This window comes from Streptomyces sp. WAC00040, from assembly GCF_056835925.1.
The window spans coordinates 235,940-260,773 of record NZ_JAKQZE010000003.1 but is presented as its reverse complement, the minus strand read 5'-3'; the positions used below and the strand labels follow the sequence as shown (position 1 = coordinate 260,773).

Annotated in this window: 17 protein-coding genes and 2 pseudogenes; 10 read left to right on the top strand and 9 right to left on the bottom strand. The window is 69.7% G+C overall.

Going from position 1 to position 24,834, the window contains the following annotated elements:
* The first annotated feature begins 35 nt into the window (after positions 1-35).
* Complete coding sequence (locus tag MDN94_RS26640) at positions 36-4,730, top strand: DEAD/DEAH box helicase (protein ID WP_482728438.1); 4,695 nt, start codon at positions 36-38, stop codon at positions 4,728-4,730.
* A gap of 2,116 nt (positions 4,731-6,846) precedes the next feature.
* Here MDN94_RS26640 and MDN94_RS26635 read toward each other — a convergent pair.
* From MDN94_RS26635 to MDN94_RS26620, 4 genes are all read right to left on the bottom strand, one after another.
* Entirely contained in the window at positions 6,847-7,557 is a 711-nt protein-coding gene (locus tag MDN94_RS26635; protein WP_482728437.1) for a hypothetical protein, read from the bottom strand.
* Entirely contained in the window at positions 7,541-7,828 is a 288-nt protein-coding gene (locus tag MDN94_RS26630) for a hypothetical protein (protein WP_482728436.1), read from the bottom strand. Before MDN94_RS26630 ends, MDN94_RS26635 begins: the two co-directional genes overlap by 17 nt.
* A gap of 398 nt (positions 7,829-8,226) precedes the next feature.
* Positions 8,227-9,366 carry a PP2C family protein-serine/threonine phosphatase gene (locus MDN94_RS26625; RefSeq protein ID WP_482728435.1) on the bottom strand — a complete coding sequence of 380 codons (1,140 nt, stop codon included), beginning with the start codon at positions 9,364-9,366 and terminating at the stop codon, positions 8,227-8,229.
* A 302-nt stretch (positions 9,367-9,668) separates the two neighbouring features.
* On the bottom strand, positions 9,669-10,286 hold the full coding sequence (locus tag MDN94_RS26620) for a TetR/AcrR family transcriptional regulator (protein ID WP_482728434.1): 618 nt from the start codon (positions 10,284-10,286) through the stop codon (positions 9,669-9,671).
* Positions 10,287-10,382: 96 nt separating this feature from the next.
* Between MDN94_RS26620 and MDN94_RS26615 the strand changes: the two genes are divergently transcribed.
* The 4 genes from MDN94_RS26615 to MDN94_RS26600 all read left to right on the top strand — a co-directional run bounded on the left by MDN94_RS26615 (position 10,383) and on the right by MDN94_RS26600 (position 15,183).
* Positions 10,383-11,084, top strand: a complete 702-nt coding sequence (locus tag MDN94_RS26615) for an SDR family oxidoreductase (protein ID WP_482728433.1) — start codon at positions 10,383-10,385, stop codon at positions 11,082-11,084.
* 43 nt (positions 11,085-11,127) lie between these two features.
* Positions 11,128-11,943 carry an oxidoreductase gene (locus MDN94_RS26610; RefSeq protein WP_482728432.1) on the top strand — a complete coding sequence of 272 codons (816 nt, stop codon included), beginning with the start codon at positions 11,128-11,130 and terminating at the stop codon, positions 11,941-11,943.
* 581 nt (positions 11,944-12,524) lie between these two features.
* A complete protein-coding gene (locus tag MDN94_RS26605; protein WP_482728431.1) occupies positions 12,525-12,908 on the top strand; it encodes a hypothetical protein in 384 nt (127 codons plus the stop codon).
* Positions 12,909-12,978: 70 nt separating this feature from the next.
* Positions 12,979-15,183, top strand: a complete 2,205-nt coding sequence (locus tag MDN94_RS26600) for an ATP-binding protein (protein ID WP_482728430.1) — start codon at positions 12,979-12,981, stop codon at positions 15,181-15,183.
* Between the two features lie 193 nt (positions 15,184-15,376).
* Here MDN94_RS26600 and MDN94_RS26595 read toward each other — a convergent pair whose 3' ends face one another.
* Positions 15,377-17,278 carry an ATP-binding cassette domain-containing protein gene (locus MDN94_RS26595; protein ID WP_482728429.1) on the bottom strand — a complete coding sequence of 634 codons (1,902 nt, stop codon included), beginning with the start codon at positions 17,276-17,278 and terminating at the stop codon, positions 15,377-15,379.
* A 209-nt stretch (positions 17,279-17,487) separates the two neighbouring features.
* Here MDN94_RS26595 and MDN94_RS26590 point away from each other — a divergent pair.
* A pseudogene (locus tag MDN94_RS26590) lies at positions 17,488-18,137 on the top strand (GlxA family transcriptional regulator); the annotation flags it as partial.
* On the opposite strand, the pseudogene MDN94_RS26585 reads toward MDN94_RS26590, so the two are convergent.
* A pseudogene (locus MDN94_RS26585) lies at positions 18,098-18,370 on the bottom strand (dihydrofolate reductase family protein); the annotation flags it as partial. The pseudogenes MDN94_RS26590 and MDN94_RS26585 overlap by 40 nt on opposite strands.
* Positions 18,371-18,618: 248 nt before the next feature.
* A complete protein-coding gene (locus MDN94_RS26580) occupies positions 18,619-19,440 on the bottom strand; it encodes an endonuclease/exonuclease/phosphatase family protein (protein WP_482729091.1) in 822 nt (273 codons plus the stop codon).
* 445 nt (positions 19,441-19,885) lie between these two features.
* On the opposite strand from MDN94_RS26580, the gene MDN94_RS26575 reads away from it, so the two are divergent.
* The gene (locus MDN94_RS26575) at positions 19,886-20,251 is read left to right on the top strand and encodes a hypothetical protein (RefSeq protein ID WP_482728428.1); all 366 of its coding nucleotides are present in this window, start codon (positions 19,886-19,888) and stop codon (positions 20,249-20,251) included.
* A 218-nt stretch (positions 20,252-20,469) separates the two neighbouring features.
* Here MDN94_RS26575 and MDN94_RS26570 read toward each other — a convergent pair whose 3' ends face one another.
* Positions 20,470-20,649, bottom strand: a complete 180-nt coding sequence (locus MDN94_RS26570) for a hypothetical protein (RefSeq protein ID WP_482728427.1) — start codon at positions 20,647-20,649, stop codon at positions 20,470-20,472.
* 247 nt (positions 20,650-20,896) lie between these two features.
* On the opposite strand from MDN94_RS26570, the gene MDN94_RS26565 reads away from it, so the two are divergent.
* Positions 20,897-22,240, top strand: coding sequence for a TrkH family potassium uptake protein (locus tag MDN94_RS26565; RefSeq protein WP_482728426.1), 1,344 nt, complete (start codon positions 20,897-20,899; stop codon positions 22,238-22,240).
* Positions 22,233-22,919 (top strand): potassium channel family protein, encoded by a 687-nt coding sequence (locus MDN94_RS26560; RefSeq protein WP_482728425.1) that lies wholly within the window; start codon positions 22,233-22,235, stop codon positions 22,917-22,919. Before MDN94_RS26565 ends, MDN94_RS26560 begins: the two co-directional genes overlap by 8 nt.
* A gap of 398 nt (positions 22,920-23,317) precedes the next feature.
* Here MDN94_RS26560 and MDN94_RS26555 read toward each other — a convergent pair whose 3' ends face one another.
* Positions 23,318-23,725: an SHOCT domain-containing protein gene (locus MDN94_RS26555; protein WP_482728424.1), complete on the bottom strand. Its 408-nt coding sequence runs from the start codon at positions 23,723-23,725 to the stop codon at positions 23,318-23,320.
* Positions 23,726-24,233: 508 nt separating this feature from the next.
* Between MDN94_RS26555 and MDN94_RS26550 the strand changes: the two genes are divergently transcribed.
* Positions 24,234-24,686 (top strand): DUF7144 family membrane protein, encoded by a 453-nt coding sequence (locus tag MDN94_RS26550; RefSeq protein WP_482728423.1) that lies wholly within the window; start codon positions 24,234-24,236, stop codon positions 24,684-24,686.
* The last annotated feature ends 148 nt before the right edge of the window (positions 24,687-24,834 follow it).

Sequence of the window (24,834 nt, the reverse complement as noted above, 5' to 3'; positions counted from 1 at the left end):
CTCGTCCGAAGCCGACCGTCACATCGGAGCCTCCCGTGCACAGCCTCGACCCGCTCGCCACCTCCCGCATGATCAGCGACACCTACCGCCGCTATCTGCGTTCCCTGCTGCCCCTGCGCGAGCCCCGCCTGGCCGAGGCCCTCGCCCAGGCCATCGACACCAGCCCGCTGCTCACCAAGGGTCCGCTGTTGGAGACCACCCCCGCCTACGCGCCGGGCGCCACCCTGAACGAGCTCGTCGCAGAGGGCGTACTCGACGCCGCGTTCCAGCAGCTGACCGGTCCCGCACTGCCCGCCGACCGTCCCCTGTACCGGCATCAGGAGCAGGCGCTGCGCAAGGCCGTCGCCGGACGCAACCTCGTCGTGGCCACCGGCACCGGCTCCGGCAAGACCGAGAGTTTCCTCCTGCCCGTCCTCAACGCCCTCGCCGCCGAACACACCCGCGGCACCCTCGGGCCCGGCGTCCGCGCCCTGTTGCTCTACCCGATGAACGCCCTGGCCAACGACCAGATGAAGCGACTGCGCCGGCTGCTCGCCGACACCCCCCACATCACCTTCGGCCGCTACACCGGCGACACCAAGGACGATCCCCAGCGCGCCGCCGACACCTTCGAGCAGCTCAACCCCGGCGAACCGCGCCTGCCCAACGAACTGCTCAGCCGACGCGAGATGCGCGCCACACCGCCCCACATCCTCCTCACCAACTACGCCATGCTGGAGTACCTGCTGCTCCGCCCCCAGGACATGGACCTCTTCGAGGGAGAGCAGGCGGGTTCCTGGCGGTTCGTCGTCGTCGACGAGGCCCACGTCTACGACGGAGCACGCGGCGCGGAACTCGCCATGCTGCTGCGCCGCTTGAAGGACCGGGTGGGGCAGGGGCGGGAGATCCAGGCCATCGCCACCAGTGCAACCGTCGGCGCGGAGGAGAACCCGGCCGCCGTCACCGCCTTCGCCCAGGCCCTCTTCGACGTTCCCTTCCGCTGGGACGCGAGCGACCCGGCCGCCCAGGACCTGGTCACCGCCACCCGGGTCGCCACACCCGATGGCCCGCACTGGGGGCCGCTGCCGACCACCGAGTACCTGCGCCTGGCCACGACCGCCGACCCCGAACCGGAGATCGTGTCGGCCGCGCGCATGCACGGCCTGCCCGCCGGCACGACCGCGGCCACCGCCCTCGCCGCAGAGGCCGGCACCGCGGCTCTGCGCCGGGCTCTCGCCGACGGACCCCGGCCCGTGAACGAGATCGCCCGCGACGTCTTCCCCGGTGACCCCGTCGGACCCGCGGCGGTCACCGCGCTCATCCAACTCGCCAGCCAGATGACCGACACCGACGGCGCTCCCGTGCTCTCCGCCCGTTACCACCTCTTCGCACGCGCCACGGAAGGCGCCTTCACCTGCCTCGATCCGACAGGTCCCCACCTCGACCTGGCCCGCCACGAGACCTGCGCGCGGTGTGCCCGCCCTTCCTTCGAGCTGGGTGCCTGCCGCCGCTGCGGTGCCGTACACCTGCACGGCACCCTCACCGGCAAGGGGGCACAAGCCCGCCTCGCACACCGTAAGTCTCCCGACAGCCCCCACACCTGGCTGCTGCTCGACGGGGACGGCTCGGACACCGGTGCCGACGAGGACGACGAGACACTCGGCGACAGTGCCAAGGGCGGCCTCAAGGAACGCAGACTGTGCACCCGCTGCGCGGCCGTGCACCCCGCGGCCACGGCATCCTGCACCGCTCCCGGATGTGATGGCACCGAACTGCGCCGCGTCCACCAGCTCGACACCCACGAGGGCACCCCGGCCGCATGCCTCGCCTGCGGAGCGCGCGGTCACGGCATGATCCGCCTGTTCGAGGCGGGCAACGAGGCTTCGGCTGCCGTTCTCAGCACCGCCCTCTACCAGGCGCTGCCTCCGGTGACCGACGGCCCGGCCGCCGCACTGCCCGGACAGGGCCGCAAGCTGCTGTTCTTCAGCGACAGCCGACAGGCCGCCGCGTACTTCGCGCCCTACCTGGAGGACTCCTACACCCGCATCCAGCACCGGCGCCTGATCACCCAGGCCGTCCGGCAGGGTTGCCCCGACCCTGACGAGCCCCTGCACATCGACGACCTCGTCGCCCATACCATCCGCGCCGCCGACCGTGCCGGAGTATTCCGACGCAACGACTCCCGCCAGGCCAAGCAGCGCGAAGTGGCCCTGTGGGTGATGCAGGAAGTGCTCAGCCTCGACGACCGGCAGTCACTCGAAGGCCTCGGCCTGCTCCGGATCGACATCGACCGCGAGCCCTTCTGGCAGCCGCCCGCCGCCCTCACCTCACTCGGCCTCACGGACGACGAGGCATGGCTGCTGCTGCAGGAACTCCTGCGCACGCTGCGCAACCAGGGCGCGCTCACCATGCCCGAGGACGTCGACGCTGGCGACGAGGCGTTCGCCCCGCGCAAGGGGCCCATCTGGGTCCGCTCCCAGGGCTCCGAGGCCAAGCGCAGGGTGATCAGCTGGCTGCCCAGAGCCGCGAGCGCCTCGAACCGGCGTGTCGACTACCTCGTACGCGTACTCGACGCCCTCGGCCACCAGGGTGAACGACGGGCCGCTGCTCTCGACGTCCTGAACCGCCTGTGGACCGACCTCACGACAGGTCATCTCGCCGACTGGCTGCCGTCCGAGAGCCAACCGGGGATCGGCGTCGTCCGCCGACTCGACCACGCCTGGCTGCGGTTGCGACCGGTGACGGCGGACGGCGATCCGCTGTACGCCTGCGACCGCTGCCGCCGCATCACCGCGGTGTCCGTGCGCGGTGTGTGCCCGACGCTGCGCTGCACAGGACGCCTGGAGGACTTCAAGCCGTCGCCCGAGACGGACGAGCATCTGCGGCGCCTCTACCTGACCTTCGACCCCGTCCCGCTGCGCGCTCAGGAGCACACCGCGCAGTGGACGGGGGAGAAGGCCGCCGAGATCCAGGGGGAGTTCGTCCGAGGGCAGGTCAACGCCCTGTCCTGCTCCACCACCTTCGAACTCGGTGTCGATGTCGGTGAACTTCAGGCCGTCGTCCTTCGCAACATGCCGCCCTCCACCGCCAACTACGTCCAGCGCGCTGGCCGCGCCGGCCGCCGAGCCGACTCGGCCGCGCTGGTCCTCACCTACGCACAGCGGCGCCCCCACGACCTTTCCCGGTTCGCGGAGCCCGAGCGGATGATCGCCGGGGAGGTGAGGGCCCCGATCGTCCCCGTCGACAACGTCCGAATCGACCGCCGCCACGCCCACTCCATCGCGCTCGCCGCCTTCTTCCGTGCCATGAAGGACGAGCGGGGCCGGATCTGGCGCAAGGCGGGAGAGTTCTTCCTTCCCGACGACACCACCGGTGAGATCGCCGCCCACACGGTCTGCGACTGGCTGACCCCCGTCCCGGACAGCGTCATGGCCTCCCTGCGCCGGGTTCTCCCCGGCCAGGTCCAGAAAGAGATCGGCATCGACTCCGGCGACTGGGTCGGCGAACTGGACCGGCTCCTGCGTGCCGCACAGCAGATCCTCGACCAGGACGTCACCTCGTACAGCGAACGCCGCGACCACGCCGCGGCCGCCCGCAAGTACCGGCAGGCGGAGATGTACGAGAAGGTCATCCGCAACCTCACCCAGCGCGAACTGCTCGGTGTCCTCGCCAACCGCAACGTGCTGCCCAAGTACGGCTTCCCCGTGGACACCGTTGAACTACGCATTCCCCAGGAGGGTGGTGCCGTCTCGGGACAACTCGAACTCACCCGTGACCTGAGCGCCGCCGTCTACGAGTACGCCCCGGGGTCCGAGATCGTGGCGGGTGGCCACCTGTGGGCGTCAGCCGGCGTCTACCGGCTGCCGGACCGCGAACTGATCAGCCGCCACTACGCCGTGTGCGCGGCCTGCGGCCGCTACCGGGAGGCCACCGAACCCGTGGACCCCTTCTGCGCCGCCTGCGGCACGCAGTCCGCAGCCGCGCAACGTCGGTACGTCGAACCGGTCTACGGTTTCGTCGCCGCGCGCGGCACACAGCGCCGCCCGGGGCAGACGCCGCCACGAAGGTCCTGGTACGGCGACGTCCACATGTCCACCGACACTGCCGACCTCCAGGAAGGCGCGACCGCCTTCGTCTCCGGCCACACCACGCTCTGGTCGGCGGGCACCAGGGGAGAGATGGTGGTCGTCTCCGAGGGACCGGCCGGCGCCGGATACCAGATCTGCGACTGGTGCGGCTGGGGCCGTCCGCACGCCCAGGCCGGGCCTCCACGCGGCGGGCACCCGCATCTGCTGAAAGACACCCAGTGCACGGGCCCCCTCCGTGTCGTCTCTCTCGCTCACCGATACCAGACCGACTTCCTCCAGATCCATCTGGACCCCCTCACAGCCCTGACCGCCACCGCGGCCCGTCTGCGCTCCGGCCTGTACGCACTGCTCGAAGGCGCTGCCGCGCACCTGGAGATCAGCCGCGACGACATCGACGGAACGGTGCACACCGGCACCGACGGCATGCCGTCCCTGCTGCTCTTCGACACCACTCCGGGGGGCGCGGGCAACGCCGTGTCCATGGGCGAGCGGCTCGAACCGGTTGTCTCTGCCGCGCTTGCCCGGGTGCATGCCTGCGAATGCGGCCCGGAGAGCAGCTGCTACGCGTGCCTGCGGAACTTCCGCAACGAGCGCTTCCACGAGCTGCTGAGCCGCCGTGAGGCCGTCACACTCCTCGACGCCCTGACCGGCAAGGTGAGCTGACGGGATGGGACAAGTTGGACAGTCACGGAATCAGGAAGTCAACCGTTTGACGCCTGGACACCGGTGCCCTTGCTGCTGCGCTTTGGGCGGAGGACGAATGCCGGTGCCGGTTCTTGGCCCGTCCAGGGTGCGACCGGTGCGGCGGGCCGGGGGCTTCGATCGCACGGTCATGCCGTCACTTCTTCATCAGCTCGGCGTACTCGCTCAGCTCGGTCGGGATCTCGCCGAAGGCCTCTATGAAGTGCACCCACGAGTGGATGACGGTCGGCGGGCCGAGACGAGTCGACAGCCAGGGTCAGGCGAGGGTGGCAGACATGGTCAGCTTCTCCGACGGGTCCGGGCCGGCGCCTTCGGCCGTGTACGTGGAGCGCGAACTGCCGCCGGGAGGCACGCCCGCGTACCCTGCGGCCCGGGGCGGCGGGGTCCGTTCCTTCGCCCTGTGCGCCGACGATCAACGCCGGGAGCGGGTGGCCACCGTGGTGACCCTCTCGGCCGGCGGCGGCGTCACGGGGTTTCGGTGGTGGCTCTTGCTGCCCCTGAGCACCGTCGTCCTCGCAATCAGTGTCTTCGACAGCGTCCCTGGCAACGAGGGCGGCTTCGCACGCGCACCCCGGCGCATCCGGTGGCGCGCGAACGGGCAGGTCCCGCTGGAGTTCAGATCCGGGGCGACAGATTGCACGTACACGCACCGGTGTGGACTGGCGGCTCGGGGCCGTCCTGATCGCCCTCCTGCGCAGCTTCAACGCCGGTGCGTGGGACTCGGTGAAGTAGAGATCCGGGGAACGACGCTCCGGTGCGTGCTGTGGCGGCGGCAGTCGGTGTTCCGAGGCCGCGCACCGTAGAAGTGGGCCGCATGTCTGATCAGCGGCTGGCCCGACGCCCGGCGCCAAGGCCGTTGCCCGGTCCGCCCGGCGGGTGCGGGCGGCCGCGGTTCTCGTAAGGCAGTGCCGGTTACCGGCGTCGGGCCGGCAGCCTGCTCCGGCTCGCGATCGCCGTCGCGGTTCTCATGGTGGTCGCTTTCGAGGCCGGCATCGTGTTCTTGGTGAAGGCGGACGCGGACGTGGACCCGCTCATCGGAGGCAACCCCGTTGCGCAGTAGGTGGGTTTCCGGTGGGAGGGGCTACTCGACGGCGGCAACGGCGATGCGGTCAACGCGCCGAACCGCGACTACACCTGGACGATCGAGGCCAAGCCCACGAACGGCATCGGACCGGCCGCGACCGCGTCCGGCAACTTCACGTGTCCGCAAACCGGCCCCCACAACTACAGCGACAACGGCTCCCCGGACCTGCTGGCCGGGACCCCTCGGGGCGCTTGTGGCGGGAGGACACCGCCGCCTCCTCGCCCTCAGCGAGACGCACCGCACCTCGTGGGCAGCGGCTGGCAGCAGTTCAACAGCATCGAAGCCGCAGGCAGCCTGGCCGGCGGCGCGGCTGGGGATCTGGTGGCGCGGACAAGGCCGGTGTGCAGTGGCTCTACCAGGGCAAGGGTGACGGCACCTTCATCACACGGTCAGGATCGGTGGCGTCGGCAATGCCCTACAACCACCTCGTCGGCATCGGCGACGCCAACCGCGACGGGCGCCCCGACCTGTATGCCGCGGGACCGGACGGCAGGACCTGGGTGTACGAGATCACCGGAACACTGTCGCACCCTTACGAACATGAAGGTCCACCCACGTCCTCTTCGGCACCGCACCGACCTGCAACCACATAAGCCTGACGCACCCGGTTCCGACCCCCGCCGCACCCTGCGAAAGGGGCACGTTGTACCGTATCGGAGGAAGTCGCGTTCCGCCGCCGACTGTTCGCGCCCCAAAGGCATCCAGGCGCACCGTCCGCGATGCTCTCAACGAGACGACGGACGTGCAGGAGAGCGAGACCGCGACCGTACTCACCGGCACGCGATCGTGACCACCGCTGCCTTCCGTCGACACCATCGGTGGAGGACGCCCGCGCCCGGTGCCCCAACTCTTGAACGGACTCACCACCGCGGCCAGGCGCAGGCGGAGCGCACCACGTGGAGCGGGCCACTCAGGTGGACACCAGTCTCACCCGTGCGGCCCGAGGAAGCGGATGCAAAGCGTCATTCCCGTCCCCATCGACTGACTTCACCATCAGCTCCGCGTCAGCGGATCCCGCACCGCCGCTGCTGCCTCGTGGTGCAGTGGTCTTGGAACCGAAGGTCCTCTATGAGGAAGCGCTGTAGCGCAGCGAGACGCCGGTCCGGACATCGTGTCGTCGTGCCCGCATCTGCAGAGACGTTCGGACAAGATGCCCACGGATCGGTAGGCCCGCTGGCGGCCTCTATGGAAGGCTGTCGTGTACAGAGTCCGGCCACGGCTCGAGGTGTCCTGCCCACGGGTCATGGTCGCCGTGAATGACGGTCTGGTTATCCACACCGGCGAAAAGGTTCGGGTCCGGTTGTGAGGGCTCGGGTAGCGGGAGGTGTCCTGGCCCCAGGCGGCGAGTCGGTCGATGGCGTACCAGCGGTGGGGAGTATGGCGGGCGGCGAGTTCGTGAACTGCGTCGGTCAGGGCGGGGATGTGGTGGGCCAGCGCCGGGTCGGCCCGCAGAGGCAGGATCGCAGAGAGGGCGGCGTCGCGGACCTGCTGCGCACTGTCGCCGAGGAACGGGTGCACCGCGTCGTAGAGGGCTGGCCGGGTCGCAAGGAAGGCGTCGATGTCTTCCTGCTCGCCGGGCGGCCACTCGGGCGGATAGTCCGTGTCCTGGGCGGTGTCCCCGAGCCAGTGGAGCAGAAGCACGCGCAGCGAGGACGGCTTCTCGCCGTGCTGGTCGATCTCCCAGGGCCTATGCTCGGTCACCATTGCCCAGGGTCCGCGGATCGCCCAGGATCGCTGCGACGAACAATGCGGCCGGCGCCATGGCGCTGTAGAAGGTTTCCTGGTGCGTCACCGCGTCGAACAGATCTCGCACCGCGGTGCCCTGGCCTCGCGGATCGTCATCGAGCAGTTGCCGAAGGATCACCGGCGTCATCGGCGCCACATTCGGGCAGCAGTGCTCCACAGCATTCCAGTCCGTCCGCAGCAACAACGCCCGCACGTCCACAAAACCCGCTCTCACACCCTCGTTCGTCATCCAGCAGTGCGACAGCCACCTCGGACACGCGAGCTCTGAGGCTGCGATACGAGAAACCAGCACGGGAACAGCGCACGCTTGGAATGACGCTCCCGCCAGGTGGAACCTCCGCCTGGAGCGGGCGAGCGGGGGGCTCCCGTACGCGGCGGCCCGGATCAGCGGATGCCGCCCCGGCTGCGCTCGACGAGCCGGGTGCCGCCGGCGGTCGCCGGCGTAAAGCGGGGTCGCTGCCGATGTGCCGGGCGACGTCCCGCGGAAGTGACCGGCGGGGTCCGGCTGAGGGCAGCGAGTCCGTTGCGGTACGTCCCACGACGAGCCCGCGACCATGAGGGAAGCTGCCGGTATGAGACCTGGGGGTTTGAGACGGCGGCCGGCTGCTCTGATCCACCTGCGCGGATCTACGCGCCGGTCTCGCCGTCGAGTCGGTCGATGAGGATCATCGCCACATCGTCCGCGAGGTGGCCTTCGGTGTGGCGGAGCAGTTGCTGGTGCAGCCCGTCCATGAACGCGGGCGGGGTGAGCGCGGGGGCTGCTTCCATGGCCTCACCCAGGGGGAAGAAGTTGTTGTCCCGGTTGCGGGCTTCGATCACGCCGTCGGTGTACAGCAGCAGACGGTCACCGGGTACGAACGGGTAGGTCTCGGGCTTTTCGGCAGGGCCGGTGACGAGGTCCTCCAGGCCGAGAGGCGGCAGCGGCGAGGCGGGCATCAGGGCCTGGACCTTGCCCTGGTGCAGCAGCAGCGGAGGCGGATGCCCTCGATTGACCAGGTGCACCACGGGTTCGTCCGAAACCTGGGCGATCAGCGCAGTGGTGAATCCCTCCATCCGTACTTCCTGATTGTAGGCACCGGGCAAGGCGGCTTCCCGGCGCAGCGCCGCCGCGCAGAGGTCCATGACCACCACCAGGTCGTCCTCGTAGTGGGCGAACTGCCGGAACGCACCCAGCGCCACGGCTACCGCGCGGATGGCGTTCAGTCCCTTGCCGCGGACGTCGCCCACGATCATCCGGACGCCGTACGGGGTCTGCACGGCTTCATAGAGGTCTCCGCCGACCTGTGCGCCGGTCCCGGCCGCGAGGCACAGGCTGGCCGCCCTCAGCGGGCCCAGCCGGGCGGGGACAGGCCGCAGTATGACGTCCTGTGCCGCCACGGCGATGCGGCGCACCTGGTCCAGCTCGCTCTGCTTACGAGACTGTGCCGCGCTGCTCAGGATGAAACCGGCCGTGGTCACCAGGCCGAGGGCCAGAAAATTGGTGTAGACCTGCAAGGTGCCCCAGGCCTGGTTGTAGGAGGCCGTGGTCGTGCTGATCACCAGCGCTAGAGCCGCCGCCGACAGTGTGCCCCTGGGGCCCACCGTCACCGCTGCCAGCGCCGGTATCGCGGTGAGCAGCGGACCGGTATAGATGAAATGCGCGGGCGTGAGTTCGATGACCAGCACCGCCAGCCCGAGCGCGAACGGTACGCACTGCGCCAGCGTGAACCGGACCGGGCCAAGGTCGCCTGCCCTTGGCCGAGCGGGCGAGTGGAAGAGCCACTGCATGGGTCCAGCCTGCCTCGCGGAGACTCTTGTGGCCTCTCGGGAGCTTGTGACCGGGACCGGGACCCCGTGGCGCTACTGTGTCCGCCGTGTCGACGGCGCCCTCATCACGGACGCCGACCGTGTGCCCGGTGGGGGACGGCAGGGCTTGACCAGCGGCTCATTCGCCTGTGAACGTTGCCCTTGTCCGGCGCTGCGCGCCTCTTTCATCCTGTGACGGTTCGCGACCAGGCCTTCCCGTCGGGGCCGCCTGCGACGCGCTGGTACGCGACTCCGTTCGCCCCGCCCGGGCTCGGCGGCCGGTGTCAGCCGGACCCTGCCCGTGTCGTGCCTGTGATGCCTGCCGTGTCGAGGAGCGTGGTGGCCATCGAGATGGCGAGGCCGTCCGTACCGGTGCCCTGGACGACGCCCCATGAGTTGGCCCCGTCGAAGACGACCGTGAGATGTCGTGAAAGTGTCGCGGGGTCGTGGGCCCCGCCGGCCTCGGCCTCGTTGCGGAAGTAGCCGACCAGCGCGTCCTTGTGGCGGCGCGCGGCTCTGCTCCCCGGATGCTCGGGGTGTTTAAGCTCAACGGCAGCGGCAACGAACGGGCAGCCGTGGAAGTCGGTCTCCGCGGACAGCTCCTCCAGGCGTCGGAAGACGTGGAGGATCCGTTCCCGGGCCGACCGCCCGTCGTCGGCTGCGGGGAACAGGGCTGCGCGGTAGGCGGTCGCCGTGCGTTCCAGACTCGCGGCGATCACTTCGTCCTTGCTGTCGAACAGCTGGTACATCGAGCGCTTGGACACGCCCGCGGCGCGGCACAGCGCCTCGACGCCGATGTGCATGCCTTCCCGGTAGAAGAGGTCCGCCGCGGCGTCGAGGAGGCGGTCGCGGGTCGAGGGTGCTGCGGGAGCTGTGACGGGGGCGGAGGTCGCTTCGGTCATGCGGCCAGCTTACGTCTCCGCTTGCCTTGTGGAAACCGATCGGTTTACCGTGCGGAAACCGATCGGTTTCCATTGCTGTTTGTGAAAGGTCTCTCAATGACTCACATCAAGAACTCGGTCGCGCTCGTCACCGGCGGCAGCCGCGGCATCGGCAAGGAGCTTGTGGAGCAGCTGCTCGAGCGCGGTGCGAGCAAGGTCTACGCAACGGCCCGCGACCCCCGCACCGTGACTCACCCCGACGCCGTGCCGCTGGCCCTGGAGGTCACGGATCCGGCGTCCGTAGCGGCCATGGCCGAGCGGGCACCGGACATAACGCTCCTGATCAACAACGCCGGCGCCTCCGTCGGCGGCTCCCTCCTTCACGCCCCCGTCGAGGGCATACGCCAGGACTTCGAGATCAACTTCTACGGTCCGCTGCTCGTGACCAGGGCCCTGGCCCCGGCCATCGAACGCAACGGCGGCGGGCACGTCCTGAACGTCCACTCCGTGCTCTCGTGGCTGGGCATCGCAGGCTCCTACAGCGCCTCCAAGGCCGCCCTGTGGCAGCAGAGCAACGCCCTGCGGCTGGAACTGGCCCCGCTTGGCATCACGGTCACGGGCCTGCACGTCGCCTACGTCGACACGGACTTGACGGCCGGCGTGGAAGCCCCCAAGTCCAGCCCCCGCGATGTCGCCGCGCAGGCGCTCGACGGCATGGAGCAGGGCGCTTACGAAGTCCTCGCCGACGGCATCACGCGGCAGGTCAAGGCCGCACTGGCCGGCGATGTTGCCGCGCTGTACCGCCAGTTCGCGGCGTGAACGATCAACGCCCGATCCCCCGTCAATCTGCAAAGGAGCCCTGATGGCGACGACTCGACCGGTGGCACTGGTGACAGGTGCGTCCTCCGGCATCGGCGAAGCAGCCTCACAAGCGCTGGCCAAGGCGGGTTACGAGGTGATCGGAACCAGTCGCAGCACAGCGAAGATCATTCCGTGCGGCGGCGTGACCTTCCTCGACCTCGACGTGACCAGCGACGAATCCGTCACCACCGTGGTCAAGCAGGTGATCGACAGGTTCGGCCGGATCGACGTCCTGGTCAACAACGCCGGCATCGGCTCCTCGGGTGCCGCCGAGGAAAGCTCCGTAGCGCAGGCGCAGGGCGTCTACGACGTCAACGTCTTCGGCGTCATCCGCATGACGAACGCCGTTCTGCCGCACATGCGGGCCCGCAACAGCGGCCGCGTCATCAACATCTCGTCCGTCCTCGGGTTCGTGCCGCAGCCCTACATGGCTGTCTACGCATCCACGAAACACGCCATCGAGGGCTACTCGGAGTCCCTGGACCACGAGGTCCGCGAGCACGGTGTACGGATCCTGCTGGTCGAGCCGGCCTGGACCAGCACCGCGTTCGACGCGAACAGCGCGCAGCCGGACCAGCCACTGCAGGTCTACGCCGGGCAGCGGCAGGTCTTCGAGGAGTACATGGCCCAGGCGGTCAAGGACGGCGACGACCCCACCATCGTCGCCAAAGCGATCATCGCCGCGGCGACCGACTCCAAGCCGAAGCTGCGCTACGCCGCCGGCGCGCTGACCGGACGCGTCCGCACCATGCGGCGCCTCGTCCCCGCTCGGATGTTCGACCAGCGGCTGCGCAAGCTCAACAAGTTGCCCGCCTGAGGCCCCGCCTCCGCGCACCGGGGCCCAGCGGCAAGAGAGCGAAGGTCGTCATGAACTCCCGCACGGCAGGCGCGTGCGAGAACCTTTCCGTGGACGGTCCCTCCGCGAAGTTCGCCTACCGGCCCACGGCCCGCGGGGAGACAGCCCGCTGGTCCTGATGAACCGTGTCCGCACCACCACCTCACTGGTAACGAGAGGTGCCCGATACGGCGGCTCCAACGTTCACTGCTTCAGACATGACAGGCAACACAGCCGGTACCACTCCGCCGGGGCCTGGCCGTCGACGAGGCGGAACTCGACGCGCTCAAGACCTTCGCCGACGGCCCTGTGAGGAGACAGTCATCGACACATCACCCAGTGGAGTAGAGCTCCAGCACCGTCAGGCCGTGCGGCGGCGGCTTTCTGCACCACCGAGCGAATTCCACCTGCCGTCAAGGCGCTCAAGGTCCGCGTGCGGTTCCGGTGCCGCAGGGGCAGGCTCCCGTGGTTCCGCGAGGAGCACCGCGGGCCTTGTGCTGTGTTCCCACGCCGGCCGGGGCCTGGAACACTCGAACCACCGGGACCACGAGAGGAGTTCCGCTGTGGCGCGAACGGTTCGGTGGGCAGTGGCGGCAACGGCATCGGTCGTGGGCTTCGGAATCGGCCTGTGGCTGGCCGGATCGGTGTTCTCCGGCTGGCTGCCGCGCGGTGAGGCCGAACGCTGGGCGGTCGCCGCCGCGTTCGCCACCGTCGCCGCGGGTGCGGTTGGGGCGCCGCTCGGCTGGTGGGCCGGGCGCGAAACGCGGACAGGAGGCCGGGTGGTCCAGCGGGCGACGGTGAGGGGCGCCTCGCGGACGACACAGATCGGCGGCAGCCTGGGTGGCTCGGCCTCCCGGCCCTCTGGGGATGTGGAGCAGCAGGCCGAATCGTCGGGCACTGCGCGCATCACCCAGATAGGCGGCGATCAGCACACCGGTGGGCGGTAGCCGGATGGCGGGGGAGAAGCGGCGTACCCTCCGCGCAGAGCAGCACGCGCGCGCCCAGGGAGCGGGACGCGTGGACCAGTTCGCCGGCGACCAGTACAACATCATCTCCACGGGCTCGGGCCCCGTACCCCAGGCAACGGCGGCGCTTCCGGCCCCACCGGCGCACCTCGTAGGCCGCACGTCCGAGGCCGAACAACTGCTGGAACTCCTCGATCCCGAAGGGCAGGGCCCCTCGGCCGTCGTGGTCTCCGCCGTCTCCGGGCTCGCGGGGATCGGCAAGACCGCACTGGCGCTGCATGTTGCCCACGAAGCAGCGATCGTACGCAACTGGTACCCCGGCGGGGTGCTGTTTGTGAATCTGCGCGGTTACGACCCAGAGGGCCAGGTCACGGGCGGGCAGGCACTTGCCGCGATGCTGCGGGCACTCGGCGTGCGGGACAAGGACCTGCCGTCCGCGACCGACGAACAGGCGGCCGTCTACCGATCCGAGCTGGCCCGCATGGCCGACCAGGGCCGACGCGTGCTGCTGGTGGCGGACAACGCCTCAACGGCTGCGCAGGTGAGCCCGCTGATTCCGGCGCGTCGCGAACACCGGTTGGTGGTGACCTCACGGGACATCCTCGCGGCCCTCCCCGCGCGTCAGCTCGCCCTCTACGAACTGGCGCCCGGCCCGGCCCGGGAACTCATCAGCGACAGCCTCACCCGCGCGCGCCCCGACGACGCCCGTCCCTCGCGCGAGCGTGAGGCACTGGACGAGGTCGTGCGCCACTGCGGCAGGCTCCCGCTCGCCCTGGAGATCGCCGCAGCCCGCCTCACCGGCGACCCGGGCCTCTCCCTCGCCGCTTTCGCCGCCGAACTTGCGGACACCCGCAGCCGCCTGGAGCACTTGCGCTACGACGACGGCGGCCACTCCCTCGCCGTACGGGCCGCCTTCGAGGGCTCGTACCGTCGTTTGGACCCCGCACAGGCCCTGCTCTTCCGTCTGTTGTCCGTCAACCCCGGCCCGGACCTGGCCACGGACGCGGCGGAAGCCCTGATCGGCCGCCGGGCCCGGGGCCTGCTGGCGGACCTCGCCCGCACGGCGTTGCTGAGTGAGCAGCCGGTGGGTGCAGGGCGGTGGCGGATGCACGACCTGATCAGGCTGTACGCGGCGGAACTGGCGGAGGGGGACGACGCGGGGGCTCGGGCGGAGGCGGCGGACCGGCTGCTGGAGCACTACTCCACGACGTTCGAAGCCGCGACCGCGCTCCTGGTGGACCTGCCGGAGGAGCGTATCCGTCAGCGGTTCGTCAGCCGCAGTGAAGCGCTCGGCTGGCTCAAGGACGAGCGCGCGAACCTCACCGCTGCCGCCCGGACCTTCGCCGGGAGCCACCCGGACATCGTGGTTCGCATCGCTTTCGACCTCGTGTATCGCCTCTTCCAGTGGCGCTATTTCGATGACGGAACCGCTGTGGCGGAAGCGGCGCTGGCAGTGGTCGACGGTCACGGAACGACGAGCGACAGGGGCGGGCTCCACACCATCCTCGGTATGGCGCTGTTCGGGGCCGGGCGGCGGGCAGAGGCTGTCGCCGCGACACAAGAGTCCATCAGGATCTACCGGGAACTCGCCCGGTACCAGCCTGATGCCGAACCCCTGGTAGGACGTTCCCTTGCGAACCTCGCCATTCAGGAGCGCGATCCGGAAAGGCGCCGGGTGGCCGCCGAGGAGGCCGTGTCCATCGGACGCCGATGGGCACGCGGGGACGACCCCGCACTCCCCAATGTGGAACTCGCGGGAGCACTGCACAACCTCAGCGTCGCGCTCGCGGACCTGGGCCGGCACTCGGAGGCCGTCGCCCCCGCTCAGGAAGCCATGGAGATCCGCAGACGCCAGGCGCAGGCGGCCCCGGGAGCCTTCCAGAGGTACTACGCCGATCTGTTGATCCACCTCAGTGCCAAGTTGTTGGAGGCGGGCAGACCGGAAGACGCCGTGCTGCGGGCCTCGGAGGGCGTGGAGGTCTTCAGGCAACTGGCCGAAGAGGACCTCAGGGCGCACGAGCACGCTCTTTGCGACGCCCTCGCAAGGCTCGGGCTCGCTTTCGTCGCCGTCGGGCGCACCGAGGAGGCTCGCGAACTCCACACACAGGCGCTGGCTTTGGCGGCGCGGCTCGATGGGGATCCCGAGGTAACCGCGGTGCTGACCGAAATCACCCGTGCTCTGGCGACCCCTGCCGACAGAGGCGGACCATGGCACCGCATTGCCAAGATGCGCCGAGGCAGAGGACGGAGTACGTGATCCTCACCGATCCCCATGGGCGTCACCGTGCTCGGCACAGGGACGAGCTCGTCGAATTCGAAGCCGTAGCCGCCTTGCTCGACTCTTGAGACCCATTGACACACCCCCGGAATCACCGACGTGCACGTTGTCCTCGGCGGGTACGGCTTCGTCCGGTCCCAGCAGCCGGAGTCGATCTCCCCGTACGGAACACCTAGCGGTCCTGGGAGAGTTCCAGGAGCTCTGCGAAGGTCCCGCCTGCGTTGACCAAGTCGTCGTAGTGGCCCTGTTCGGTGATGCGGCCCTGTTCCATGACCACGATGTGGTCGGCGACCTTGGTGTTCTCGAGCCGGTGGGTGACCACGATCGTGATGCGGTCGCCGGCGATGGCCTTGATCTCCTCGAAGATCCGGTGTTCCCCGCGCGGGTCCATCTGTGAGGTCGGCTCGTCCAGGATCAGCAGCGCCGGGCGGCGGTACAGGGCCCTGGAACAGGCCAGCCTCTGCCACTGGCCGCCGGACAGTTCCGCGCCACCGAAGATCTCGCGGGCGAGGAGGGTGTCCAGGCCGGCCGACAAGTCGGCAATGGGCTCTCGCATGCCGACCGCGTCGACGGCTTCCCACACGGGCCCGTCGTCGAGGGTGCGGGGCTGGCCGAGGGTGATGTTCTCGCGGACGCGCAGCGGCCATTGCGCGAAGATCTGCGGGACCAGGCCGGTGGCGTTCCAGACGGTGGCCGGGTCGACCTCGGCCAGGTCCGAGCCGTTCCAGCTGACATGGCCCTTGTCGGCCAGGTAGATGCCTGTGATCAGACGCGTCAGGGTCGACTTCCCGGAGCCGTTGACTCCGACGATTGCGAGAATCTGCCCCCGCCTCAAGGTCAGGGAGACGCCGTCGACGGCCGGCTGCTCCTTGCCGGGGTACTGGTAGACGACCTCATCGAGGCGGATCTCCTCCACGGGCGGGCTGATCGGCACACTGCCGCGCCTGGGCGCCCTCGCGCCGGCATCGTCGAGGAACGTCTGCATGTCGGTGAGGTAGAGGCTGGTGTGGAAGACGGCGGCGCCGTTGATGACGACCTGGGACAGGGCCGCGAGCGTCGTCTGGACCGCGACGACCGCGGTCGCGGCGATGGCGAGCTCGATCCGGCCGGTCACGGCCAGCCAGGCCAGTGCGGCCCACGTCGCGACGAGGAATACGCCGCCGGCCAGTGAGGAGAGCAGGGCGATGCGGAGGGTCCGAGGGGCAGCGGAAAGAGTCCGGCGGTCGCACCGTTCGGACAGGGAGCGGTACCAGAACAGGAGGTAGTCCGTCATGCCGTTGGCCCGGACCTCGTCGCCGTACTTGGGGGTGGTCGACCACCAGCGCATCATGCCGCGCACGTTGCGGTCGGCGACGTTCGCGTAGTGGATCTCGTAGTCGACGCGGGCGCTGAGGACGGCGCCGACCCCGGCCGGCAGGACGGCGAGCAGCAGCAGCGGCAGCATGAGGACGTTCAGTACCGACAGGACGCTTCCGGCGCTGATCATGCGGATCAGGGCCGACATGAAGCGTTGGGCGTCTGTGACCATCACATGGGTGCGGAGCACTCCCATCTCAGCGGCTTCCTGCCGGTCCGCGAACCCGTCCACCGCGTATGCCGACGCCTCGACCCGGCAGACCGCCTCGACCAGGGCGACGTCCGTCCGGGTAGTGAGCTTGGGGGTGATCCGCCGTTCGGCATAGGTGGCCACGGCAACCGCACCGCGGGCGAACGCGGCTGCCACGGCCACGACCACGAGCGCCGGCAGCGCCGTGCGCAGCCGTTCGCTCACGGCACCGGCGCCGAGGATCGGTTCCATCGCCCGGGCGGTCGCGGCCAGCAGGATCGCCGCGGCCACGCCTGTCACCACCTGGCAGGCCACCAGCAGTTGAACCCCCCGGCGGTCGATGTCCCAGGACATCCGGGCGATCCGTCGCAGTACGGCGGGAATCCGGGCGCCCATCTTCCGCAAGGACGCTTTGCCGAGCGGGTTCACCGAGTACTGCCCGCTGTACGTGATCTCGGCCGGTGGCGGTGGCGGTGGCGGTGGGGGAGGGGCGGTGTTCTGTTTGCTGTGAGTGTCGGCCGAGGTCAACTGGTCCCCCTGGATGTCGGTTGCCGATCGGGTGCTGTCGCGAGGTCAACGACAGGGCACGGAATTTCGAACACACGTGTTTCGGACGCGACGAAATCCTTATGACCACGGGAGATACGGAGCATGCGCGATGCACCGACCCGCGCCGTGCACGGGTGTCGTCCAGGGAGTGGATGGCCGAAACGCCGAGTCTCCACGCTGCGTCAGACCTGCTGGTCACAGCGGGGCTGGAGGCGGTGGGACGCGGACACCGTGCTGATCCCCGGCCGGCAGCAGGCGCCCGGCACCGAAGTGCCGTCGGTGGTGGTCGAGGTGGTCCGCCGGGCCCACCGGCGCGGCGCGCGGATCGTCGGCATCTGCTCGGGTGCCTTCGTGCTCGCCGCCGCCGGGCTGCTGGACGGCCGACGGGCCGCACCCACTGGGCCCGTCCGCCGAGTTGGCCTCCCTGTTCCCGCTGGTCCGGGTCTATCCCGCGGTGCTCTACGTGGACCAAGGCGACGTCGCCACGAGTGCCGGATCGGAGGCCGCCGTGGACCTCTGCCTCCACCTGGTGAGCGCCGACCACGGCGCCGCGTACGCGATGCGGATCGCCCGGCAGATGGTGATGCCACCGCACCGCGAGGGCTGTCAGCTGCCGTACACCGAACAGCTGGGCATCAGTCCCGGACGCTGGCTGCTCGCCCGGCGGATCGCCGCCACGCGCGCGCTGCTGGAGGAGACCGACCTGCCGGTGGAGTCCATCGCCCGCCGGGTCGGCCTCTCCTCGGCAGTCAACCTGCGCAGGCGCTTCCATGAGGCCCTGCGCACCACCCCCGCCGCCTACCGGCGCGCCTTCCGCGTGGACACCGGCAACTCCTGAGGCGCGGCCCGGCGCGCCACGCGGTAGCGCAGGTAGACGACTCGAGAGCTGAAGGTACGGGTCTCGACGAGTTCGAGATCCACCCGGCGCTCCCGCTGGGGAAAGAAGGAAATGCCACCGCCGACCAGCACCGGGTGGACCATGGCCCGGTACTCGTCGATCAGACCCGACGCGGCCGCCTCGGCCGCGAGCGTCGCGCCGCCGATCGCGATCTCACCCTCCCCCGGCTCGGCCGCTGCGCATCAGCAGTCCTCCTCTGTAACGGTTTCGACAGTACGACCGCCGGCTACCGGGGAATCATCACGGCTCGCGGGTTCCTGTCCGATCTCCCTGCCGCACGTGCGGGCATTCGAGAGCTCGATGTGTCGACGTCGGTGCCGCCCGGCGTGGATCGAACGGCGGGGCGGCGGCGACGGGTTGCCGTGGTGTCACCAGTTCTTGCACTGGATGTCGCCGAGGCCGGGCCCGCGGGGATGCCGCTTCAAGCGAGGTCCAGGTCGGCGTGCAGCAGGTGGTGGTCCGAGTGCGCGGTGGGATGCACACCGTGCTCGAGCGAGGTGATGCCTCGCAGGAAGACGTAGTCGAACTTGCGCTGCCAGTCGGTGGTGGCCTCGCAGGCGCCGGGGGACGAGGGAAGGCACTCAGGGTCCGTATCCGAGGCGAGTGCCTGCATCCCGGTGATCTCGGGCGCGTCCGGCACGGCGTTGAAGTCGCCGAGAACGATCGCGCGGTCGTGCCGGGCCACTTGGGCGGCGATCACGCCGGTCTGATCTGCCCGGACTGCCTCTTGACGTCGTTCGGCGAGGTGTGTGTTGAAGACCCGGACCGGCTTGCCGCCCACCATGGTGGTGACCGCCATGTACCCGCGGTCCTCGGATCCCCCGTCGGGATATTCCACGCTGACGCGGTCCGTCATCGGTGCCGCAGAGAGGACCGCCTGGCCGTAGGCCCCCGGGCTCCACGGCACTCCACCGCAGCGGCCCCAGTTCTGGAGAACCGAGCCGTACTCGACGTGGTACACCAGCCCGTGACGGCGCCTCAGATGGTCCCGGATGCTCTCGACGTCACGCACGCACGCTTCTTGCAGGCCGATCACCTGGGGCGCGTACGTGGCGATCTCCGCTGCCCGGTCGACGTTGCTCGTGTCGCAGGGGTTGCAGATGTTCCACGTCATGACCCGGTTCGGTACGACGTCCTTGACGGCTTCGGCGGGCGTCGGCCCGGCGAAGAGGGTGCCACTCGGTGCACCGAGGCCGATGAGCACCGCGCAGGCCACGATCGCGGCGCCCGCGAGCAACCGCATGCCCCTTCCGAGCACCCTTGCCTCCTCGCAGTGGATACACAGGGCATCTGACGTCTTCACCCAAAGGTTATGGGACAGGGGTTGTCGGCAGTGCATGAGTGTCCCGCATGTCCTGCGCCCGGACGAAGCAGCCACCTCGAACAGGTCGGGCGGTCCGTGCCGCAGCCCGTGCGCACGGGTCGCTGCGCTTTCCGTGCGGCGCGACCGGCCGGATTCCGCACCGGTCGGTCCTGTGATCGCCACGCCACCATGAACGGCCGTGCCGTTCCCCACCACCATGCCGCGGGCTTCCTCGGTCCTGGTGCCCATGTCGTCGAAACGGGCTGTGCGGAAGGCGAACCCGGCCGTCACGGTCTCTTGGTCCTGGAGCCCGCCGCTCCGCTGCGGACCTCCGCCTGCTTACGCTGGGACCACAGCGTCTCGTGGCAAACGCAGGAGGCACTTCATGGCGCGCGGCTGGCGCTTTCACCTGGACCAGGACGGCCACTCCGTCACGGTTCAGGTCCGCCGCGCACATGGCGAGGCCGAAGTGCTGGTGGACGGCAAGGTGGTGGCGTACCGGAGGAGACTCGGCAAGGACACCACGGCGCTCACCGCCGAACTGCCCGGCGATCCGGCGCGTCCGTTCCGCATCCTGCTCGCCCCCGTGGAAGGCGCCGACGGAGCGCCGCTCTGCGCGATGGAAAGTGCCGGCATGCGCTACCTGATGCCGCTGGTGCCGCTCCGCGGCACCGACCGCCCGCCGCAGCGGGACCTGTCGCACGTCCCCTTCCTGAAGCGCCTCCGCAGAGGACTGCTGCGCGGCCGCTAGGGCCCTGATCCGGAGTGGGCGAGCCGAGAGCCGGGCGCCGCCCCGGGCCGTGCTGCTCCGCGGCTCGCCCGGCCGGGCCATGCCCTGCCGCCCCGGGCCGCGAGCCTGCCGCTGACCGTCCTCGCCGTGCCCGACGGCATGCCGGGCAGAACCGCGCCGCCCGGCTCGTGCGACTCGCACGGTCCGAGCCCGGTCCGCGGCGCGCCGCCCCCTTTCGGTCACCGCTCGCCCGGATACCGTCCCGGCCGGTAGATCATTTCGAGCAGGAAGGCAGCGATCACCAGCCAGGCGCCGATGCCGATGAGCCACACGGTCCGGGCGAGAAAGCCACCGATGATCAGGGCCGTCGCGGTCAAGGTCAGCGCGAGAACGGCCCATCGGATGCGGCGGTCGGTCACGGACACTCTCTCCGGGGACTTTGCCGAACCCCTTGGCCGTGGGACGTCACCGGAGGGTCTGCGGTCTTCGGCCGGGTGTGCGAACGAGGCATGACGCAACGGTAGGGGCGGCACCACGCACACGGTGGCGCTACGACGTCAGGGCCGCGTATGAGAGTGCGGCGTTCGCGTAAAGATCGCGTTTGGATGGCTATCGTCGTCCGGTGCGAGCGATCGAACCGTGTTCCGGCGCCGGTGTGGAGCTGCCGTGGTGAGTCGGCGGTGGCCGCGTCTGCGGCATCCCGCACAGGTCGTCGTGGCCGGGTTCGCGGTCGCGGCCGGCCTCGGTACGGCGCTGCTGATGCTCCCGGTGGCCAGAAGAGGGCCCGGCGGCGCGAGTCTGCTCGAAGCCCTGTTCACGTCGGTTTCCGCCGTGTGCGTGACCGGGCTGAGCGTGGTCGACACCCCGGGGCACTGGACCGGGTTCGGGCAGGTCGTGATCCTCGGCCTGATCCAGCTCGGCGGCCTGGGCATCATGACGTTCGCCTCCTTGCTGGTGGTTCTCGTCTCCCGGCGGCTCGGGCTGAGGGCCCGTCTGACCGCGGTGGCCGAGACCAAGACACTGGGGCTGGGAGAGGTCAGGTCGGTCGTCCTCGGCGTGGTCAAGGTCAGTCTGCTGCTGGAGGCGGTCACGGCCTTGGTGCTGGTGCTGCGCTTCGCCACCGGCTACGACAATTCGTGGCCGCGGGCCCTGTGGCTGGGCGTGTTCCACGCGGTCTCCGCGTTCAACAACGCGGGCTTCGCCCTCTACTCGGACAGCCTGATGGGGTTCGTCACCGACCCGTGGATCTGCCTGCCGATCGCCTGCGCGGTCATCGCCGGCGGTCTGGGTTTCCCTGTGCTGTTCGAGCTCCGGCGCCGCTGGCGCAGGCCGATGTCGTGGTCGTTGCACACCAAGATCGTGATGTGGGCGAGCGCGACCTTCCTGGTCGGCGGCAGCGCGTTCATCACCGGGATCGAATGGACCAACCCGGCGACCCTCGGACCGCTCGACGTTCCCGGCAAGCTCCTGGCCGGCTTCTTCCAGGGCGTGATGCCCCGTTCCGGGGGCTTCAACAGCATCGACACCGCCCAGATGAATCCCGCGAGCTGGCTCGGCGTGGACGTCCTGATGTTCGTCGGCGGCGCCAGCGCCGGCACTGCGGGCGGCATCAAGGTCACCACCTTCGCCGTGCTGTTCTTCGTCCTGTACGCCGAAGTACGCGGTGAGAGCGCGGTCAACATCTTCCACCGGCGTCTGCACGGCGACACCCAGCGCCAAGCGCTGACGGTGGTGCTGCTGTCGGTGGCCGCCGTCGTCGGATCCACGGTGGTGTTCATGGTCTTCACCGACATCAACCTCGACCAGTCACTGTTCGAGGTCATCTCCGCCTTCGCCACTGTCGGCCTGTCCACCGGTATCACCGCGGATCTGCCCTCCGCCGAACAGGTCCTGCTGATCGTGCTGATGTTCATCGGCCGCCTCGGACCCATCACGGTGGCCTCCGCGCTCGCCCTGCGCCGGCGCGTCCGCCTGTACGACCTGCCCGAGGAGCGACCCGTCATTGGCTAGGAAACGCAGCCACCTCACCCGCCGCGCCCACAACGACTCCGTCGTGGTCATCGGTCTGGGCCGCTTCGGTCGCGCCCTGGCGCTCGAGCTCGTCGACGAGGACGCCGAGGTCCTCGGCATCGACGAGAACGGCGAGGTCGTCCAGCAGTTGTCGGGGTCCCTCACCCATGTCGTTCGGGCGGACTCCACCAAGGAGGACGTACTGAGGCAACTGGCCGTCCACGAGTTCAACCGCGCCGTCGTGGCCATCGGCGGCGACCTCGAGGCCAGCATCCTGACCGCCTCGCTGCTCGTCTCCTTCGGCATCCAGGACGTGTGGGCCAAGGCGATCAGCGACGCCCACGGCCGCATCCTCACCCAGCTCGGCGTGCACCACGTCGTCTACCCCGAGCACGACATGGGCCAGCGCGTGGCGCACCTGGTGCGTGGCCGCATGCTCGACTACATCGAGTTCGAGGACGACTTCGCCATGGCCAAGACCAATCCGCCCGCGGACGTCATCGGCAAGCGGCTCGGTGACAGCGCCATCCGCAGCCGCTTCGGCCTGACCGTCGTCGCCATCAAACGCCCGGGCGAAGGCTTCACCTACGCGACGGCTGACACCGTCGTCCGTGCCGACGACACCATCATCGTCGCGGGCCGCACCCGGGACACCGAACGCTTCAGCGAACTGCAATAACTGCCCCAGCCCGGCCTGCTCCTCGGCGCGGTCCCCGGGGCGGCGTCGCTCCACGCCGGACCTCGTCGCCACCGTCGCGGCCCCAGTCACCCGTTGACGGGCGGTACGGGCGACGCACCGCTCTCCCGGAGCTCGCGCTTGACGCCTTGCCAGTGGTGTCGGCGGGCACAGCGGGCCGCGGAAACCGCTGGAGGCCGACCGGATCAGCGGGTGGGGTTCGTCCGGTCGGCCGACCCTGGCGCCGCTCCCGTAGCGGGACCCGAAGGGAGCGCTTTGCCGGACGGTCCACGACGGCGCCGGAGCCCCCTCCCCACAGCCGCGGAGTCCGACGAGGCGGAACGGCTGCGGGACCTCCTGCGTACGCCGGCGTACAGCAGGGTCCTGCGGCCGACGCCGCGTCAGTGCAGGATCTTCTCCTTGGCCTTCTGGAACTCCGACTCGGTGATGTCTCCCTTTGCCTTGAGCTCGGACAGCCTGGCCAGCTCGTCCGTGCTGCTGCGGGCTCCCGCAGTCTCGCGGATGTAGGCGTCGACGGCGGCCTTCTGCTCCCGGGTGTGATGCAGCTCCCGCTCGCCCATACCCCTGCCTCGGACGATCACATAAGCCAGCGCGCCGAGGAAGGGCACGACGAGCACGAAGATCAACCAGGCCGCCTTCACCCATCCGTTCATCCTGTCGTCGCGGAAGACGTCGACGATGATGCGGAACAGCAGCAGCAGCCACATCACCCACAGAAAGATCCACATCACGGTCCAGAACGCGCCGAGCACCGGGTAGTCGTACGCCAGGAACAGATGGCTGTCCATCGTCACTCCTCGTGGCCCTGCGGTGCCTGCCGGAGTGCGGCACCGGTCGTTGCCCCAGCTTCGGCACGCACACCGGCGACGCCATCACCCGCCCCGGGTGATTCACGAACCCCACCGCGGCCATCAGGGGCCGCGCACGCGACGCCCCCGTAGCTCGGCACCCTTGCGAACGCCTCGTCTCTGTATGGCTCGTCGCGCCGGCTCTGCGACGTCCTGGGAATTCGTGATCGGAAAGGGCGCGTCGCCGGTGGGGCGGGACCGCTCCGCGGTGAACACCGGGCCACAGTGCCGGGGTCACAGGTCGTTGTCCCATCACTCACCCCTTGCGGGTGAAGCGCCTTCGCGCCCCACGCACCATGATGACTGCACGTGAGCCGGCATCGGCTCGCGCGGCGGATCTCGGACAGGTCCACCGCCAGGAAGGCGATTCGGCGCTGACTCCCGGTCGCCGCCACGCCGGGCCGTGTGCTCAGCACCGATCGCCGGCGAGAACCCGAATCGAGGCACCATGACCAGTACTCTTCAGCGGGACACCCACAGGTCGACAGCGGTGGCGAGCGGACTGGTGGTGTTCGCCGCCGTCCTGCTGCTGATCGCCGGAGTCCTCGATGTCCTGCGCGGCATCATGGCCGTCGCCGAGGACGAGGTCTTCGTCAACACCCCGAACTACGTCTTCGAGTTCGACCTCACCACGTGGGGCTGGCTGCATCTGATCATCGGTGCACTGGCAATCATCGTCAGTCTCGGCCTGTTCAAGGCCGCCGCCTGGGCGCGTGTCCTCGGTGTGGCACTGGCCGGCCTGCTCATCATCGCCAACTTCCTGTCGCTGCCGTACTACCCGGTCTGGTCGATCGTGGCCATCGCCCTGTACGCCCTCGTCATCTGGGGACTGTGCACGGTCCACACGGACGACTTCGGCCCGACAGGGGGCACCGGCGGCCGCAGCACTCACCACATGTGACTCCGGTACGCGGTGAGCAGCCGACGAGGAGCGAGAAGACGTCGATCCCGGGCGGGAGCCGCGCGAAGTCGCTGGTTGAATCGGGATCCGACCCGTGCCGCCGGCCCTCCCCGCCGCAGGCCGGGGCGGGGCCGGCGACCTGCGGTTC

What these genes read in the sequence shown, in the direction of transcription:
- MDN94_RS26630 (WP_482728436.1), bottom strand. Translation starts at nt 7,828, where the DNA reads ATGACGAACGAGGGTGTGAGAGCGGGTTTTGTGGACGTGCGGGCGTTG.
- MDN94_RS26615 (WP_482728433.1), top strand. Translation starts at nt 10,383, where the DNA reads ATGACTCACATCAAGAACTCGGTCGCGCTCGTCACCGGCGGCAGCCGC.
- MDN94_RS26610 (WP_482728432.1), top strand. Translation starts at nt 11,128, where the DNA reads ATGGCGACGACTCGACCGGTGGCACTGGTGACAGGTGCGTCCTCCGGC.
- MDN94_RS26580 (WP_482729091.1), bottom strand. Translation starts at nt 19,440, where the DNA reads ATGCGGTTGCTCGCGGGCGCCGCGATCGTGGCCTGCGCGGTGCTCATC.
- MDN94_RS26550 (WP_482728423.1), top strand. Translation starts at nt 24,234, where the DNA reads ATGACCAGTACTCTTCAGCGGGACACCCACAGGTCGACAGCGGTGGCG.
- MDN94_RS26555 (WP_482728424.1), bottom strand. Translation starts at nt 23,725, where the DNA reads ATGGACAGCCATCTGTTCCTGGCGTACGACTACCCGGTGCTCGGCGCG.
- MDN94_RS26635 (WP_482728437.1), bottom strand. Translation starts at nt 7,557, where the DNA reads ATGGTGACCGAGCATAGGCCCTGGGAGATCGACCAGCACGGCGAGAAG.
- MDN94_RS26575 (WP_482728428.1), top strand. Translation starts at nt 19,886, where the DNA reads ATGGCGCGCGGCTGGCGCTTTCACCTGGACCAGGACGGCCACTCCGTC.
- MDN94_RS26620 (WP_482728434.1), bottom strand. Translation starts at nt 10,286, where the DNA reads ATGACCGAAGCGACCTCCGCCCCCGTCACAGCTCCCGCAGCACCCTCG.
- MDN94_RS26625 (WP_482728435.1), bottom strand. Translation starts at nt 9,366, where the DNA reads ATGCAGTGGCTCTTCCACTCGCCCGCTCGGCCAAGGGCAGGCGACCTT.